Below are 15,764 nucleotides of genomic sequence, written 5' to 3' on the forward strand. Positions count from 1 at the left end.
GCGGTTCCGCCATATCCCGTGGTGGATCCCCGCCCCAACGGGCATGCTGCTGCTCTGCACCCGAGGAGGAGTCACATGGCCCAGGTCACCGTCACCCTCGACGCGAACCTCGCGATCGACGCGATGATGCTCTCCGGTACCAAGAACCCCCAGGACGCCGTCGAACTGGTCCTGCGCGACTACCTGGCCCGCGGCCGCCGCACCGAGACCCGTACCGGCGAGGCCGCCGACGGACACCGTCTGACCGTCGACCGCCCCACCACCCAGGAGGGCTGACCGCCTGAGGGCCCGCGACGGCCGACCGCGCGCACGCCGAACGGGCCCCGGAGAGCAACCGCCCTCCGGGGCCCGTTCGTTCGACCGTGGCGGCCGGGGCTCAGCGCGCGCAGGCCCCGGTGGACCCGCGCATCACCAGCTCCGGCTGGAACATGAACTCACCGCGCTGGGCCGCGTTTCCGCCGACCTCCTCCAGCAGCGCGTCCACCGCCGCCGTGGCCATCGCCTCGACCGGCTGGCGGATCGTGGTCAACGGCGGCTCGGTGAAGGCGATCAGCGGCGAGTCGTCGAAGCCGACCACCGACACGTCCTGCGGCACCGACAGCCCGCGCTGCCGCACCGCCCGGATCGCCCCGAGCGCCATCATGTCGCTCCCGCAGACGATCGCCGTGCAGCCCTTGTCGAGCAGCGCGCCGGCCGCCGCGTGCCCGCCCTCCACGCTGAACAGCGTGTGGTGGACGAGGTTCTCGGCCTCCTCCCGGGTGCGTCCGAGCACCTCGCACATCGCCGCCGTGAAGCCCTCGATCTTGCGCAGCACCGGCACGTACCGGCGCTGACCGACGGCCAGCCCGATCCGCTCGTGCCCGAGTTCGGCCAGGTGCTGGACGGCCATCCACATCGCGGCCCGGTCGTCCGGCGAGATGAACGGCGCGTCGATCTTCTCGCTGTAGCCGTTGATCAGCACGAACGGCACCCCGCGCCCGGCCAGCCGGGCGTAGCGGTCGTGGTCGGCGGTGCTGTCGGCGTGCAACCCGGAGACGAAGACGATGCCCGCCACTCCCCGGTCCACCAGCATCTCCACCAGTTCGTCCTCGGTGGACCCGCCCGGCGTCTGGGTGCACAGCACCGGGGTGTAGCCGTGCCGGCTGAGCACCTGCTCGATCACCTGGGCCAGCGCGGGGAAGATCGGGTTGCTCAGCTCCGGCGTGATCAGTCCGATCAGCCCGGCGCTGCGCTGGCGAAGGCGGGTCGGCCGCTCGTACCCGAGCACGTCGAGCGCCGCCAGCACGGTCTGCCGGGTGGCGGCGGAAACGTTCGCCTTGCCGTTGAGCACGCGGGAGACGGTGGCTTCACTGACCCCCGCCTGCGCCGCGATGTCTGAGAGTCGCGCCGTAGTCACGGTCCCAGAGCCTATTCCAACCACGTCAGACCGCCCACCAGCCGGTGCTGTTCGGAGCCAGCACCGTCTCGCCACCGTCCACCACGAGGTCCGCCGAGGCCAGCAACAGCGTGCCCGGGGCCGCGATCCGCACCGGCTCGCCGGTGGTGTTCACGGTGCAGACGAAGGCGCCGCGACGGAAAGCCAGGGTGCCCTCGGGGCTCTCCAGCCACTCGACGCCAGTGCCGGCGCCGAGGTCGGACTGCGCCCGGCGGACGGCCAGCGCGCTGCGGTAGAGCTCCAGGGTGGACGTCGGGTCGCCGGTCTGCGCCTCGACGCTCAGCTCGGCCCACTCGGTCGGCTGCGGCAGCCAGGACGGCCCGCCGGCCACCGGTCCGAAGCCGTACGGGGCCTCGGTGCCGGACCACGGGATCGGGACGCGGCAGCCGTCGCGGTAGCCGTCCTGGCCGGCCTGGCGGAAGAAGGACGGGTCCTGGCGGACCTCGTCGGGCAGGTCGGTGACGTCCGGCAGGCCGAGCTCCTCGCCCTGGTAGACGTACGCCGAGCCGGGCAGCGCGAGCATCAGCAGGGTGGCGGCGCGGGCGCGGCGCAGGCCGAGTTCGCGGTCGCCGGGAGTGCGGATCTGGGTGCCGAGGCCGGGCTCGTTGGCGAACCGGGTGGCGTGCCGGGTGACGTCGTGGTTGGACAGCACCCAGGTGGTGGGGGCGTCGACCGGGCGCATCGAGTCGAGTGAGAGGTCGATCACCTCGCGCAGCGCGGTGGCGTCCCAATCGGTGCCCAGGTACTGGAAGTTGAAGGCCTGGTGCAGCTCGTCGGGACGGACGTAGTTGGCGGTGCGCTGGACGGTCGGGGTCCAGGCCTCGGCGACGCCGATCCGCTGCCCCGGGTACTCGTCGAGGATCTTGCGCCAGCTGCGGTAGATCTCGTGCACGCCGTCCTGGTCGAAGAACGGCATGACGTCGTTGCCGAGCAGCTTGAGCTGGTCGGCGCCGCCGAGGTCGGGCAGGCCGGGGGCCTTGACCAGGCCGTGGGCGACGTCGATGCGGAAGCCGTCCACGCCCATGTCCAGCCAGAACCGCAGGATCGAGCGGAACTCGTCGGCGACCGCCGGGTTCTCCCAGTTGAAGTCGGGCTGCTCCGGGGCGAACAGGTGCAGGTACCAGTCGCCGGGGGTGCCGTCCGGGTTCTCGGCGCGGGTCCAGGCCGGGCCGCCGAAGATGGACTCCCAGTCGTTGGGCGGCAGTTCGCCCTGCTCGCCCTTGCCGGGGCGGAAGTGGTAGCGGTCGCGCAGCGGGGAGCCGGGGCCCTCGCGCAGGGCGCGCTGGAACCACTCGTGCTGGTCCGAGGAGTGGTTGGGGACGAGGTCGACGATGATCCGCAGGCCCAGGTCGTGGGCGTCCCGGATGAGGGCGTCGGCGTCCAGCAGGGTGCCGAACATCGGGTCCACGGCGCGGTAGTCGGCGACGTCGTAGCCGGCGTCCGCCTGCGGCGAGGCGTAGAACGGCGAGAGCCAGACCGCGTCCACGCCGAGGTCGCGCAGGTAGGGCAGACGGCTGCGGATGCCGGGCAGGTCACCCATGCCGTCGCCGTTGGAGTCGGCGAAACTGCGCGGGTACACCTGGTAGATGACCGCGTCCCGCCACCAGCCTCTGGACGCGCTGACGTTCGCCTCGTGAGCGGTGTCGGCGGCAGGCCGGGAGGTGTCGGCCAGGTTCTGGGTCATGGACGGTATCCCTTGGGGACTAGAGGAGCGGAAGGCGCTGGGACGTGGAGGCGCGTGACGACGTGGCGGCGCGTTACGACTTGGAGGCACCGGCGGTCAGGCCGGTGACCAGGTGGCGCTGCACCAGGTAGAAGAAGGCCGCGGACGGGATCGCGATCAGCACCGCGGTCGCGGCCATCAGGTTCCACTGGGCGTCGTGCTCGCTGACGAAGGTCTGGAGGCCCACGGCCAACGTGTACTTGTCGGAGCTGAGCATGAAGGTGGAGGCGAACGGCACCTCGGCCCAGTAGGTGAGGAAGGAGTAGAAGGCCGCCACCGCCAGGCCCGGGCGGGCGAGCGGCAGCACCAGCCGCCAGAAGGTGCCGAACGGGCTGAGCCCGTCGACCCGGCCGGCCTCGTCGATCTCCACCGGGATGGTGTCGAAGTAGCCCTTCAGCAGCCAGGCGCAGTACGGCACGGTGGTGGTCGAGTAGACCAGGATCAGACCGGTGTAGCTGTCCAGCAGGCCGAGCTCGGAGAGCATCGTGTACATCGGCACGATCAGCACCGCGATCGGGAACATCTGGGTGACCAGCAGCGACCACATCAGCGGTTTGTGCCCGGGGAACTTCATCCGGGAGACGGCGTAGCCGGTGGTGGCGGCGAGCAGCACGCCGAACACGGTGGTGATGCCGGAGACCAGCAGGGCGTTGCCGAACCAGGTGAAGAAGTCGGTGTCGGACAGCACGTGCTGGTAGTTCGACAGCGTCAGCTTGCCGAGGATCTCGCCGGGGTGGAGGTAGTCGGTCTTGTCCGGGCCGAGCGAGACGAACAGGATCCACGCGACCGGGAACAGCGCGATCAGGCCGGCCAGGATCAGGGTGCTGTGGGACAGCGCCCGGGCCAGCGGGCTGCGCTCGCCGCGGCGGCGGACCTTGGCGGGCCGGGCGGCCGGGGCCGCGGTCGCCGCCGGGGCCGGGCGTTCGGTGGTGGTGCTCATCGGGGTTACCTGCCTTCGTGGGTCAACTGGGTCCGGGGCCTCAGCCGTTGGCCTGCTCGTTGCGGGCGAGCCAGCGCCGGTAGAAGGCGGTGAAGACGATCAGGATGGACAGCAGGATCACGCCGTAGGCGGCGGACTGCGCGTAGTCCCGGGGAATCTGGCCGAAGCCGAGCCGGTACGCCCAGGTGACCAGCAGCTGGGCGTCGGGGGCGCCGGTGCCGAACAGCAGGAAGATGACGTTGAACTGGTTGAACGTCCAGATCACGCCGAGCAGCACGACCGTGGAGGAGACGGAGCGCAGCCCGGGCAGGGTGACGAACCGGAAGCGCTGCCAGGCGGTGGCACCGTCCATCTCGGCGGCCTCGTACAGCTCGGCCGGGATCGACTGGAGGCCGCCGAGCAGCGAGATCATCATGAACGGCACGCCGGCCCAGGTGTTCACCATGATCGCGGCCGTCTTCTGCGCCCACGGATCGGTGAGCCAGCCCGGCTCGGGCAGGTGCAGGAAGGAGAGGATGCCGTTGACGACGCCGCCGTCGGCGAGCATCAGGCGCCAGGAGAAGACGGTGACGAAGGTCGGTACGGCCCAGGGCAGGATGAGCAGCAACCGGTAGGCGGCGCGGCCGCGCAGTTTCTGGTTGAGCAGCAGCGCGAGGCCGAGGCCGAGGGTGTAGTGCAGGAAGACGCAGATCGCCGTCCAGGCGATGGTCCAGACGAAGTGCGACCAGAAGCGGTCGTACGAGCCGGGGCCCCACAGGATGTCGGCGTAGTTGTGGAAGCCGACGAACTTGTAGCTCGCCGGGATCTCGTTGACGCCGATCTTGCGGGCCACGTTGAGGCTGTTGGCGTCGGTGAGGGTGAGCCAGATGCCCTCGGCGAGCGGGTAGAGCACCAGCACACCGAGCACCAGTACGACCGGGGCGATCATCGCGTAGGCGTACCAGTGCTTGGCGTAGGAGCGCTTGACGCGTTCCAGCAGGCCCGGACGCTGCTCGCGCTCCCGGCTGCCCTTGCCGGTGGCGCCCTGCACGGCGACTGACATCGTTTGCACCTTCTCGGGGGGAATTCTCGGGGGAGCCGACGGCCCGGCCCACCGGGGGACGACAGGTGACGGCCGGCAATGAACAGCAGACCGCGAACAACTGACGACTGACAGATGATGAAATCTGTTCTCTGTTATCCGTTCGCTGCCATCTGTTCGCCGCCGCTCGTCAACTGCCATCCGTCAGCCGGCGGGCCGGGCACAGGGACTACTTGGCGAAGCCCGGCAGGAGCTTGGCGTAGTCGGTGGAGACGGTGTTCAGCGCGTCCTGGGTGCTCGTGCCCTGGACGGCCTTGCCCAGGTTGGTACCGAGCGAGGCGAACAGCGAGCTGTACTCGGGCAGTTCGGGGCGCGGCTTGGCGCTGCTCAGCACGGCCTGGAAGCCGGCGATTCCCGGGTCGGCCTTGACGTCGGCGGTGAAGGCGTCGGAGCGGGTGGGCAGGGTGGAGTTCTTCTGCGCGATGAACGCCTGGCTCTCGGCCGAGGTCATGAAGGCGGCGAACTTCTCGGCGGCGGCCTTGTGGGCCTTGTCGGCACCGGCGTAGACGGAGATGTTGTGGCCACCAGTGGGGGCACCGGCCTTGCCCGCGGAGCCGCCGGGGACGGCCGCGATGCCGAGGTTGTTCTTGTCGGCGAAGGCCGAGCCCTTGTAGATGTTGGTGATCTCCCAGGGGCCCTGGATGATCGCCGCGACCTTGCCGCTGTTGAAGGCGTCCATCATGTGCGCGTAGGCGTCGGTGGTGACGTCGGCCTTGGCGGTGCCGGGCGAGGTGAACATCGTCTTGTACGTCTCGATGGCCTTGACGGCCTCCGGCGAGGAGACGGTGATCTTCTTGCCGGCGGCGTCGACGGTGTCGGTGCCCTCGCCGAACAGGAACGGCATCGCGTAGTAGCCGTCCGCGGCCTTCAGCCAGAAGCCGTCCACGCCGGCCTTCTCCTTGACGGCGGCGGCGTCGGCCTTCAGATCGTCCCAGGTCTTCGGCGCCTCGGTGATGCCGGCCTTGGTGAACAGCTCCTTGTTGTAGAGCAGGCCGAGGGTGTCGGTCACCAGCGGCACGCCGTACAGCTTGCCCTCGTACTTGGCCTGCTGGATCAGGCTCGACTGGAAGGCGGAGGTGTCGGCGGCGGCCGGGGTGCCGTCCAGCGGCTCCAGGTAACCGGCCTTGGCGAAGGCGGCGGTCCAGCCGACCTCGGAGCGGAAGACATCCGGAGCGCCCTTGGCCCCCATGGCCGTCTGGAGCTTGTTCTGCGCCTGGTCGAACGGCACGTTGACGAAGTCGACCTTGATGTTCGGGTTCGCAGCCTCGAACTTCTTGACGAGCTCCTGGTAGTTCGGCGCCTCGTTGGTGGCGTTCGACGTGTCCCAGTACGTGAGGGTGACCGGCCCGTCGGCCTTGCCGTCGGAGCTGGAGCCGCTGCTGCCACAGGCAGCCATCGAGACCGCGAGGGCCACAACGAGGGCAGAGGCCGCGATGCCACGCCGCATGAGAACTCCTTGGGAGGGTGGGGGTGCCCGAGATGTTCGGAGACAGGCGCATAATGTCTGCCTCGTGCCGACCGCACCGTTGCTGCCGTCGGGCTCGGGAAGGAAGTTAACAGCGGCGCAAGATCGACGGAAAGTCCTTGCAGCAAGTTTCTGCAAGAAACGGCGATCGTTACGCCCGCGTGTCCTGGACGTTGCCGCACGGTAGCTGGCGGTGGCGCAGATTGCCCCGGTTCATCCGATTCGCCCCTCCGCGAGCTGGCCGACGAAACCACCGTGCATGGCCGAAATCGGACTGCAGCAGACTGGCCGCATGCGAATCAGATCCGTCACCAGGGACGAACTTCCACTCCTCGCCGAGCTGGAGCGGGCCGCCGGCGCACCCTTCACCGCGATCGGCATGCAGGAGATCGCCGAGGACGAACCCCCGGCGCCGGAGGAACTGGCGCACTACCTGGAGCAGGGCGTGGCCCTGGTCGCCGAGGCCTCCGACGGAACCGTCGCCGCCTACCTGCTGGCCGAGCCGGTGGACGGCGCGCTGCACATCGAGCAGGTCTCCGTCCACCCCGACCACGCCCGCCGCGGCGTCGGCCGGGCGCTGATCGAACACCTCGCCGAGAGCACCGACGCCCCCGCGCTCACCCTCACCACCTTCGCCGAGGTCCCCTGGAACGCCCCCTACTACGCCCGCTGCGGCTTCCGCCCGCTGGCCGGGGAGGAACTCACCCCGGGCCTGCGCGAGATCCGCCGAAAGGAGGCCGAGCACGGCCTGGACCGCTGGCCACGGCTCTGCATGCGCCGGGACCTGCGGCCGTAGGCCCGCCCCTGCTACCAGCCGCCCCACCGACCGGTCCTAGCGATCGGCCCCCAGCCGGAGCACGGTCGTCGAGCGGAACTCCTCCCCCGGCCGCAGCTCCGTGCTGGGGAACGCCGGGTGGTGCGGGGAGTCCGGGAAGTGCTGGGTCTCCAGCGCGATCCCGGCGAACGGTCCGTACGGGACGCCGCTCGCGCCGGTGACCGCGCCCTGGAACTTGTTCGCGGTGTAGACCTGGATGCCCGGCTCGGTGGTCAGCACCTCCAGGGTGCGGCCGCTGACCGGGTCCTCCAGCAGCGCGGCCCGCGCCGGGCTGCCGTCCGCCGACCGGGCGCGCAGCACCCAGTTGTGGTCGTAGCCGCCGGGCCCGGTCAGCTGGGGGTGCTCGTCGTGCACCGACTTGCCGATCGGCGTGGCCACCCTGAAGTCGAACGGCGTGTCGGCCACCGGCTCGGTCCGGCCGTACGGGATCTGCCGCTCGTCGGCCGGGGTGTACTCGTCGGCGTCCAGCGTCAGCAGGTGACCGAGGACGTCGCCGCTGCCTTCGCCCGAAAGGTTGAAGTATGCGTGGTTGGTCAGGTTGACGACGGTCGGCCTGTTGGTGACGGCCCGGTAGGCGATCACCAGCTCGCCGGAGGCGTCCAGGGTGTACGTGACGGTGACGTCCAGCGCGCCCGGGAAGCCCTGGTCCCCGTGCGGGCTGTGCAGCGCCAGCCGCACCCCGCCCGCGACCGGCTCGGCCGCCCACATCCGGTGCGCGAAGCCGTCCGGACCGCCGTGGAGGGTCATGCCACCGCCGGTCGGGGCGAGCTGGTACTCCTCGCCGTCGATGGACACCGACGAGCGGTCGATCCGGTTGGCATACCGGCCCACCACCGTGCCGTAGTGCCGGGCCGGGCCGAGGATCTCGGGCAACCGGTCGGTGGCCAGCAGCAATTGGGCGGAGCGGCCGGAGCGGTCCGGCGCGCTCAGGGTGTGCAGGGTCGCGCCGAGGGTGAGCACGCTCGCCTCGTACGGGCCTGCCGTGAGCGTCCAGCGCTCGATCGCGGCGCCGGCGCCCGAGGGATCCAGGGGTTCCTGCCGCACGCTGGTGGCCTCGCTCGCCATTGGCCTGCTCCTCACTGGCGGCCGCGTCGCACCGCGGGCGCCCGGTTCCGGGTCCGTCGAGGGGTCGCCGCGGCAGCCCCGTGTCCGTCAGCCTAGCGACGGGGGCGGCCGCAGGGGCGCTTCCACGATCCCACACGCCGCCCTACGCGCCGCCGCCCACCGCCGGACGCCCTGCACCGCCAGGCGCCCGACCCGACCCCCGGGTGCCGGACCCGACCACCGGGCGCCTGACGCTGCGCCCGGCATCGGCCCCGGCCGCGCCTAGTCGTCCAGGTCCTCCAGCCGGCCCGCGTCCCGCTGCTGCTGCAGCCCGAGCGCCGAGGCCAGGCCGTCCGGCCCGCTGCCCGCCTTGCGGTAGACCGCCGCCAGCCGACGGTTGACCAGGCCGATCGGCACCCCGAGCTCGTCGGCGATCCGCTGCGGCGGCACGCCCTGCACGGCCCGCTTGGCGACCTCCCACTCCGCGCTGCTGAGCGTCTCCAGGGTGTCCCGGAAGTCCCGCAGCCCCAGCCGGTTGGGCCGCAGGCCGTAGTTGGCGAGCTCCCGCCGGGCCCGGTCGACCAGCCCCTCCGCGGAGCAGTGCTGAGCCAGCTCGATGCCCTGGTACAGGTACTCCTGGGCGTCCTCCAGCCGCCCGACCCGGCGCAGCGCGGCGCCGAGGTCGACCAGCGCGACGGCGTGCTCGTAGCCGGCCGGAGACTGCCCGAGGTACGCCACGGCGTCCTCCAGCAGCTCGACCGCCGCCTGGCCGTCCTCGATCCGGGCCTGCAGGCGCAGCGCGCTGCCGATCGCCGAGGCGGTGCCGAACGTACGTGCGTCCGAGACCGCCTTCTGGGCGTAGTCGCGGGCGCGCTCGGGCTCGTCGTCCGCGATCGCGATGGCGAGGTGGCCGGCCCAGGGCGCCCAGACCGTGTTGTGCCAGCCGCGGACCTCCAACTGGGCGCCCGCCTCGGTGAGCGCGGCGGCCGCGCCCGCGTACCGGTCCTTGGCGACCAGCAGCTTGCCGTACAGCGAGGCCGCGTCCGGCAGCACCATGGCCGTCGCGTGGTACGGCGGGTGGAAGCCGAAGTCGTTGGCCAGGTTCCAGGCCTCCTCGACCCGGCCGCGGGCGATCAGGGTGTCGACCAGCACGCCGATGGCGTCCCAGGCCAGCGGCAGCTTCTCGCCGATTCGCTCGGAGATGCGGTACGCCCGGCGCAGGAAGTCCTCGGCCTCGGCGAGCAGCCCGCGGCGGAACCGGGCCAGGCCCATCAGGAAGTAGGCGAAGCCCCGGTGGGCTCCGCTCCAACCGGCGATCTCGAACTGGATGATGGCGTCCGCGGCCAGCCGCTCGGCCTGGGCGATGCGGTCGTTGTAGATGTACGTCAGGCCGAGCATCGAGGGCAGTTCGAAGCCCCAGGTGGTGTCGGTCCAGCCGAGGCCCTTGGGCAGCCGACCACCGTCGAGGACCTCGTCGGCGAGCGCGAGCGCGTCGGTGGAGGGGGCGCCCCGCAGGGTGAGGTCCCAGGCGCGCATCGCGAGCACGGCCCGGTCGGCCGCCTCCCGCCCGCTCAGGCTCCGGCACATCTCGCCGAGCCGGACGGAGCGGCCCGGGCCGTCCTCCTCGGACTTGCGGAAGGCGTGCCACATGAACGAGGCGGCCTGGAGCCGCTGGCGTCCGGCCGGGTCGGTGGTCTTCTGGGCCTCCTTCTGGCAGACCACGGCGGCCTGGCCCAGCTCACCGGCGTGGGCGAGCACCTCGGAGAGCCGGAAGGTGGCGTCCACGCGCAGGGCGGGGCGCAGCGGCACCTCGTCGGGGTCGAGGGCCAGCTTGAGCTGGTTGACGGTGGCGACGGGGTCGGTGAGCAGTGCGGAGCAGCCGAGTTCGTACAGCACCTCGGCCTTGATCTCGTCGGCGGGCGGCTCGTTGAGCGCGCGGTGCAGGCAGCGCTGGGCGGCCTCGGGGGCGCCGATCAGCTGGTGTTCGACGGCGGCGCGGCGCAGCTTCTTGACGATCCGGTCGTCGCCCTCGCCGGAGTGGGTCTCGACCAGGTGGCGGGAGGCGGCGAGCAGACCGAGTCCGGCGTTCTCGATCTCGGCGGCGGCGATGCCGTGCATGCCGAGGCGGGTGGCGTCCGGCATGGTGTTGTAGATGGAGCTGGCGATCAGCGGGTGGACGAACTCCAGGTTCCCGTTGGGGGTCTGGGTCAGCACGCGCTGCTTGCGCAGCTGCTTGATGGACTCGCGGGCGCCCTCGGTGCTCTGGGTGGAGATCCGGGTGGCGAGGTCGACCCGGATGTCGGTTCCCAGCATCGCGCAGGCCCAGGCGAAGCGCAGGGTGCTCGCGCCGAGCCGGTCCAGCCAGCTCTTGAGGGTCATCCCGGTGGCGTCGACGGCGAGTTCGCGCAGCTGCCGGGAGTTCTCCTCGACCGGTTCGAGTTCCTGGTCGCGGACCTGGTCGAGCAGGGCGTTGGCCTCGAACGGGTTGCCGTTGACGACGTTCCAGAACTCGTAGCAGAAGGCGTCCTCGGCCTTGTCTCCGAGCTCGGCCCGGATCATGTCGGTGACGGAGCTGAGGGTGAGCCGGTTGAGCTCGTGCTTGCGGCCCTTGAGCGCGAGGACGTCCCGGCGGAAGTCCTGGGTCCCGCTGGGCCAGTCGTTCTCGTCCTCTCGGAAGGCGAAGACGAGCAGGACGGGAAGTTCACTCGATCGGACGGCGAACTTGGTCAGCCAGGAGAGTGACTCCCCATCCGCCCAGTGCAGGTCGTCGACGATCATCACCATCGGCGCGCGGCGCGGCGCGAGCTGGGTGAGGACGTAGTCGAGGCCGTCGCGCACGCCCTGCGGGTCGAGGCGGCGGGCGCCGGCCTTGGGCTGCTTGAGGCCCATGGCCGGTCCGACGACCTCCTCCCAGGTACCCATGACCTGGCTGAACACATCCGGCTGCAGGTCGCTGAGCACGGGCTGGAGCAGCTGGCGAAGTACGTGGTAGGGCTCCTTGAACTGCCGTTCGCCGCCTCGGGCGAACAGCACGGTGGCGCCGTCGCGGAGCTTGGCGATTCGCCGGACCTCGTGCAGCAGGCTGGTCTTGCCGATGCCGGGACGGCCGGAGAAGGCGAGCAGGTCACCGATCTCGGTACCGCCGGCGGCGAATCCGCGGCAGAGCCGGTCCACGGCGGCCTCCACCGAGCGCAGTTCGGCATCTCGGTCGCGCAGCCGGACCCGGGGCGCGGTACCGTCACCGTCGCGGGCGGAACCAGCGCCCGCCCGAAGTACGTTCTCCTGCTCGGTCACCGTCGCGCCTCCGCCTCGCCCACTCGCGTCACAGCTCCATCACTGCGTGGAGCCGAGGTTAGCGCCGAGCGGACCTCCCCGTGGGGCATTCGTGCAGGCTGGGGCGGACGGTGAGGGTTCGGGCGACTTGCCAGAGGCAATTGCCCTATATCCCTAACATCCAATCATTACATCAGATACCCTACGGCCTTCGAGGCGCAGATGATCTTGCGAATTCCACCCTCACCGTCCGCGTCTCGCCGCGTCAACTCCCCCCACCATCAGTGCTCGAACAAAAAGCGCCCCCACCATCCGCTGCACCGGGAGTCCGATGTCTGACGACACCTCACTTCAGATTCCGTTCCCGCACCGCCGAAGTTCGCACGGCCGGCACGCCACCGCACTGCACAGAGAATGGCTGATCCGCCACCCCCTCCTGCCCGACGCCGACCACCCCGGCTACGCGCACTGGGAGGTGGTGGACCTCGCCGCGCTCGGCTATCCGGACGCCGGTCCGGACGAACTCGCCCTGGCCGCCGACCTGATGGGCTTCTACTTCCTCTTCGACGACCAGTTCGACGGCCCGCTCGGCCGCCGCCCCGCCGAGGTGGCCCCGATCTGCGAACGGCTGATCGCCGTCCTGCACGGCGCCCGCCCCGACCAGGACTCCGCGGTCGAGACCGCCTTCGCCGACCTGTGGAACCGCAGCGTGCAGGGCATGCCGGCCCGCTGGCAGGCCCGCGCGGCCTACAACTGGGAGTACTACCTGGCCAGCCACCCGGCCGAGGCGGCCGGCCGGATCTCCACCCGGCCGCCGGACCGGGACGGCTACCTGGAGCTCCGACGGGGCACCGCGGCGATGGAGACCATCTTCGACATGGTCGAACGCCTGGGCCAGTTCGAGGTCCCGGCCGCCGTCCTGCACCACCCGGTGCTGCGTCAACTGCGACAGCTGGCAGCCGACATACCGTCGCTCAGCAACGACGTCCGCTCCTACCCGCTGGAGGCGCCGCGCGGGGACGTGAACAACCTGGTCATGATCGTCCAGCGGGAGCGGCGCTGCTCGGCCGAGGAGGCCTGCGCGGCGGTCATCACCGAGGCCCAGCTGATGGTCGACCGCTGTGCCGAGCTGCGCGACCGACTGCCGGGCGTCCACCGCGAGTTGGGCCTCTCCCGGATCGAACGCACGATCGCCCAGAGGTACGCGGACGGGCTGCTCACCTGGCTGGCCGGCTACCTCAGCTGGGAGGCCCGTACGGGCCGGTACCAACCGGTCTGACCGGCGCGTGCCCGGAGCCGTCCGACGGGCGTGCGCCCCCGGGAGTGTCGCCCCTGGTCACGCGGCAGCGTGCGGCGGCACCCCGCGGGAGCGGGCCGGCCGGCGTACGTCGGCGCGCGGCAGCACGTCGCCGGGGCGCGACCGCGACGCGTACCCCGCGGTGATCCGATCCGGACAGCCCCCGTGCTCCGGGTCGGATCACTTCCGGGTGCCCCGCGGTGCGCCGATCCGTGGCACCCGGAAGCCCGGAAGTGACCCGATCCCTGACACTGCGGAGCACCGCGAGAACGACCGGAAGGCGCACCCTCCGTACGGGTCCGGCGTACGGACCGTAGCCGCGCCGGGCGCCCGACGGCTATCGTGCTCGACGGCGGGCGCCCCGGTGGGGCGCCGGCCCGATTGCGTGTCCGAACCCTCCGCCGGACCGCCCCTGAACGGGCGCTCCGGCGCGCCGCCCGTAGCCCGAGCCGTGCCGGGCGGCGCCCGACACAGCGAGGAGAGACCGAGCATGACGGTCTACCAGCCCCCCGGCACCCCCGGCAGCATCGTCGCCTACCGCTCCCGGTACGAGCACTGGATCGGCGGCGGATGGACGCCGCCCGTGCGCGGCGAGTACTTCGGCAACCCGACCCCGGTCACCGGCGAGGTGTTCACCGAGGTCGCCCGCGGCACCGCCGAGGACGTCGAGGCCGCCCTGAACGCGGCCCACGCCGCCGCCCTCTCCTGGGGCCGCACCCCGGCCGCCGAGCGGGCGCAGGTCCTGCTGCGGATCGCCGACCGGATGGAGGCCAACCTGGAGCAGCTGGCCGTCGCGGAGAGCTGGGAGAACGGCAAACCGGTGCGCGAGACGCTGGCCGCCGACCTCCCGCTCGCCGTCGACCACCTGCGCTACTTCGCCGGTGCGCTGCGCGCCCAGGAGGGCAGCCTCTCCCAGCTCGACGAGGACACCGTCGCGTACCACTTCCACGAGCCGCTGGGCGTGGTCGGCCAGATCATCCCGTGGAACTTCCCGATCCTGATGGCGATCTGGAAGCTCGCCCCGGCGCTCGCGGCCGGCAACGCGGTGGTGCTCAAGCCCGCCGAGCAGACCCCGGCCTCGGTGCTGCTGCTCGCCGAGCTGACCGCGGACCTGCTGCCGCCCGGCGTGGTCAACATCGTCACCGGCTTCGGCGAGGAGGCCGGCGCCCCGCTCGCCGCCAGCAACCGGGTCCGCAAGCTCGCCTTCACCGGAGAGACCACCACCGGCCGGCTGATCGCCCGCTCGGCGGCCGACAACCTGATCCCGGTCACGCTGGAGCTGGGCGGCAAGAGCCCCAACCTGTTCTTCGCGGACGTCGCGGCCGCCTCGGACGCCTTCTACGACAAGGCCGTCGAGGGCTTCGCGATGTTCGCCCTCAACCAGGGCGAGGTCTGCACCTGCCCCAGCCGCGCGCTGATCGACTCCGCGATCTACGAACGGCTGCTCGCCGACGGCCTGGACCGGGTGCGGGCGATGCGCCAGGGCGACCCACTGGACACCGAGACCCAGGTCGGCGCCCAGGCCAGCGTCGAGCAGCTGAAGAAGATCCTGTCCTACTTCGAGATCGGCCAGGCCGAGGGCGCCAAGGTGCTGGTGGGCGGCGAGCGGGCCGACCTCGGCGGCGCGCTCGCCGGCGGGTACTACGTGGCACCGACGGTCTTCGAGGGCGACAACTCGATGCGGGTCTTCCAGGAGGAGATCTTCGGACCGGTCGTCTCGGTCACCCGCTTCGACGGCTTCGACCAGGCCGTCGCCCTCGCCAACGACACCCAGTACGGGCTCGGCGCGGGCGTCTGGACCCGCAGCCTCAACACCGCCCACCGGGCCGGACGCGCCATCCAGGCGGGCCGGGTCTGGACGAACTGCTACCACGCCTACCCGGCCCACGCGGCCTTCGGCGGCTACAAGAACTCCGGCATCGGGCGGGAGAACCACAAGGCGCTGCTGGAGCACTACCAGCAGACCAAGAACCTGCTGGTCAGCTACTCCCCCGACGCGGTCGGCTTCTTCTAGGCCCTTCGGAGGCCACCGACGCCTCCGGAGGTCACCGAGGCTGCCGGAGGTCACCGAGGCCGCCGGAAGTCACCGGCCCCTCGACGGAAGCGGAGCGGGAGGCCCACTGCGGCCTCCCGCTCCATCGCCACTCCCCGTGGCGGGCTCCGGGGCGAATCATCGCTTCCGGGGATCCAAGCACATGAATCCCCGGCATTTTCCCGACGCGCCGCCGACATGCCCGGACGGCCCGCGCGAACGCCGTAGACAGGACTCCCGAACCCCTCACCCTCCCCGGGAGTCCCCCGTGACCATCGCCACCGCCAAGCTCAGCGACCCCGTCGTCCGCGCCGTCGTCACCGCGATCAACGCGGGCGACCGCGAGGCCTTCGTCGGACTGCTCACCGACGGCGCGACCATGTCCGACGACGGCTCCGACCGGAACCTGACGGACTGGATCGACAGCGAGATCTTCACCGCCCACGGCCGGATGGACGTCCAGACCGAATCCGACGGCGGCCGCGCGCTGGTCGCCAACTTCACCAACGACACCTGGGGCGAGATGCGCACCGCCTGGCGCTTCACCGTGGACGGTGGGAAGGTCAGCCGCTTCGAGACCGGCCAGGCGTAACCGGACGGCCGGGCGTAACCGGACGGCCGGGCTCGGCGAGCCGCACT

Annotated in this window: 12 protein-coding genes; 5 read left to right on the forward strand and 7 right to left on the reverse strand. The window is 71.4% G+C overall.

Annotation, left to right across the window (positions count from 1 at the left end):
* Positions 1-75 precede the first annotated feature (75 nt).
* A complete protein-coding gene (locus ACFU7Y_RS01725; RefSeq protein WP_360338684.1) occupies positions 76-276 on the forward strand; it encodes a hypothetical protein in 201 nt (66 codons plus the stop codon).
* 100 nt (positions 277-376) lie between these two features.
* Here ACFU7Y_RS01725 and ACFU7Y_RS01730 read toward each other — a convergent pair whose 3' ends face one another.
* From ACFU7Y_RS01730 to ACFU7Y_RS01750, 5 genes are all read right to left on the reverse strand, one after another.
* Positions 377-1,396 carry a LacI family DNA-binding transcriptional regulator gene (locus ACFU7Y_RS01730; protein WP_224278299.1) on the reverse strand — a complete coding sequence of 340 codons (1,020 nt, stop codon included), beginning with the start codon at positions 1,394-1,396 and terminating at the stop codon, positions 377-379.
* Positions 1,397-1,421: 25 nt separating this feature from the next.
* Positions 1,422-3,119: an alpha-amylase family glycosyl hydrolase gene (locus ACFU7Y_RS01735; protein ID WP_224278297.1), complete on the reverse strand. Its 1,698-nt coding sequence runs from the start codon at positions 3,117-3,119 to the stop codon at positions 1,422-1,424.
* A gap of 73 nt (positions 3,120-3,192) precedes the next feature.
* Positions 3,193-4,098 (reverse strand): sugar ABC transporter permease, encoded by a 906-nt coding sequence (locus ACFU7Y_RS01740; RefSeq protein ID WP_380766004.1) that lies wholly within the window; start codon positions 4,096-4,098, stop codon positions 3,193-3,195.
* 40 nt (positions 4,099-4,138) lie between these two features.
* Positions 4,139-5,140: a carbohydrate ABC transporter permease gene (locus ACFU7Y_RS01745; protein ID WP_224278293.1), complete on the reverse strand. Its 1,002-nt coding sequence runs from the start codon at positions 5,138-5,140 to the stop codon at positions 4,139-4,141.
* A 208-nt stretch (positions 5,141-5,348) separates the two neighbouring features.
* The gene (locus ACFU7Y_RS01750; protein ID WP_380766006.1) at positions 5,349-6,626 is read right to left on the reverse strand and encodes an extracellular solute-binding protein; all 1,278 of its coding nucleotides are present in this window, start codon (positions 6,624-6,626) and stop codon (positions 5,349-5,351) included.
* Between the two features lie 310 nt (positions 6,627-6,936).
* Between ACFU7Y_RS01750 and ACFU7Y_RS01755 the strand changes: the two genes are divergently transcribed.
* On the forward strand, positions 6,937-7,440 hold the full coding sequence (locus tag ACFU7Y_RS01755; protein WP_224278290.1) for a GNAT family N-acetyltransferase: 504 nt from the start codon (positions 6,937-6,939) through the stop codon (positions 7,438-7,440).
* Positions 7,441-7,476: 36 nt separating this feature from the next.
* On the opposite strand, the gene ACFU7Y_RS01760 is transcribed toward ACFU7Y_RS01755, so the two are convergent.
* Together ACFU7Y_RS01760 and ACFU7Y_RS01765 are read right to left on the reverse strand one after the other, a co-directional pair.
* Entirely contained in the window at positions 7,477-8,544 is a 1,068-nt protein-coding gene (locus ACFU7Y_RS01760; RefSeq protein ID WP_380766009.1) for an aldose epimerase family protein, read from the reverse strand.
* 261 nt (positions 8,545-8,805) lie between these two features.
* A complete protein-coding gene (locus tag ACFU7Y_RS01765) occupies positions 8,806-11,817 on the reverse strand; it encodes an ATP-binding protein (protein ID WP_380766011.1) in 3,012 nt (1,003 codons plus the stop codon).
* A gap of 310 nt (positions 11,818-12,127) precedes the next feature.
* Here ACFU7Y_RS01765 and ACFU7Y_RS01770 point away from each other — a divergent pair, with 310 nt between their 5' ends.
* The 3 genes from ACFU7Y_RS01770 to ACFU7Y_RS01780 all read left to right on the forward strand — a co-directional run bounded on the left by ACFU7Y_RS01770 (position 12,128) and on the right by ACFU7Y_RS01780 (position 15,717).
* Positions 12,128-13,075, forward strand: coding sequence for a terpene cyclase (locus ACFU7Y_RS01770; RefSeq protein WP_380766012.1), 948 nt, complete (start codon positions 12,128-12,130; stop codon positions 13,073-13,075).
* A gap of 508 nt (positions 13,076-13,583) precedes the next feature.
* Positions 13,584-15,107, forward strand: coding sequence for an aldehyde dehydrogenase family protein (locus tag ACFU7Y_RS01775; RefSeq protein ID WP_380766014.1), 1,524 nt, complete (start codon positions 13,584-13,586; stop codon positions 15,105-15,107).
* 286 nt (positions 15,108-15,393) lie between these two features.
* Positions 15,394-15,717, forward strand: coding sequence for a nuclear transport factor 2 family protein (locus tag ACFU7Y_RS01780; protein ID WP_224278282.1), 324 nt, complete (start codon positions 15,394-15,396; stop codon positions 15,715-15,717).
* The last annotated feature ends 47 nt before the right edge of the window (positions 15,718-15,764 follow it).

It is taken from the genome of Kitasatospora sp. NPDC057542, from assembly GCF_042801945.1.
In the GTDB taxonomy this organism is placed as follows: Bacteria; Actinomycetota; Actinomycetes; order Streptomycetales; family Streptomycetaceae; genus Kitasatospora.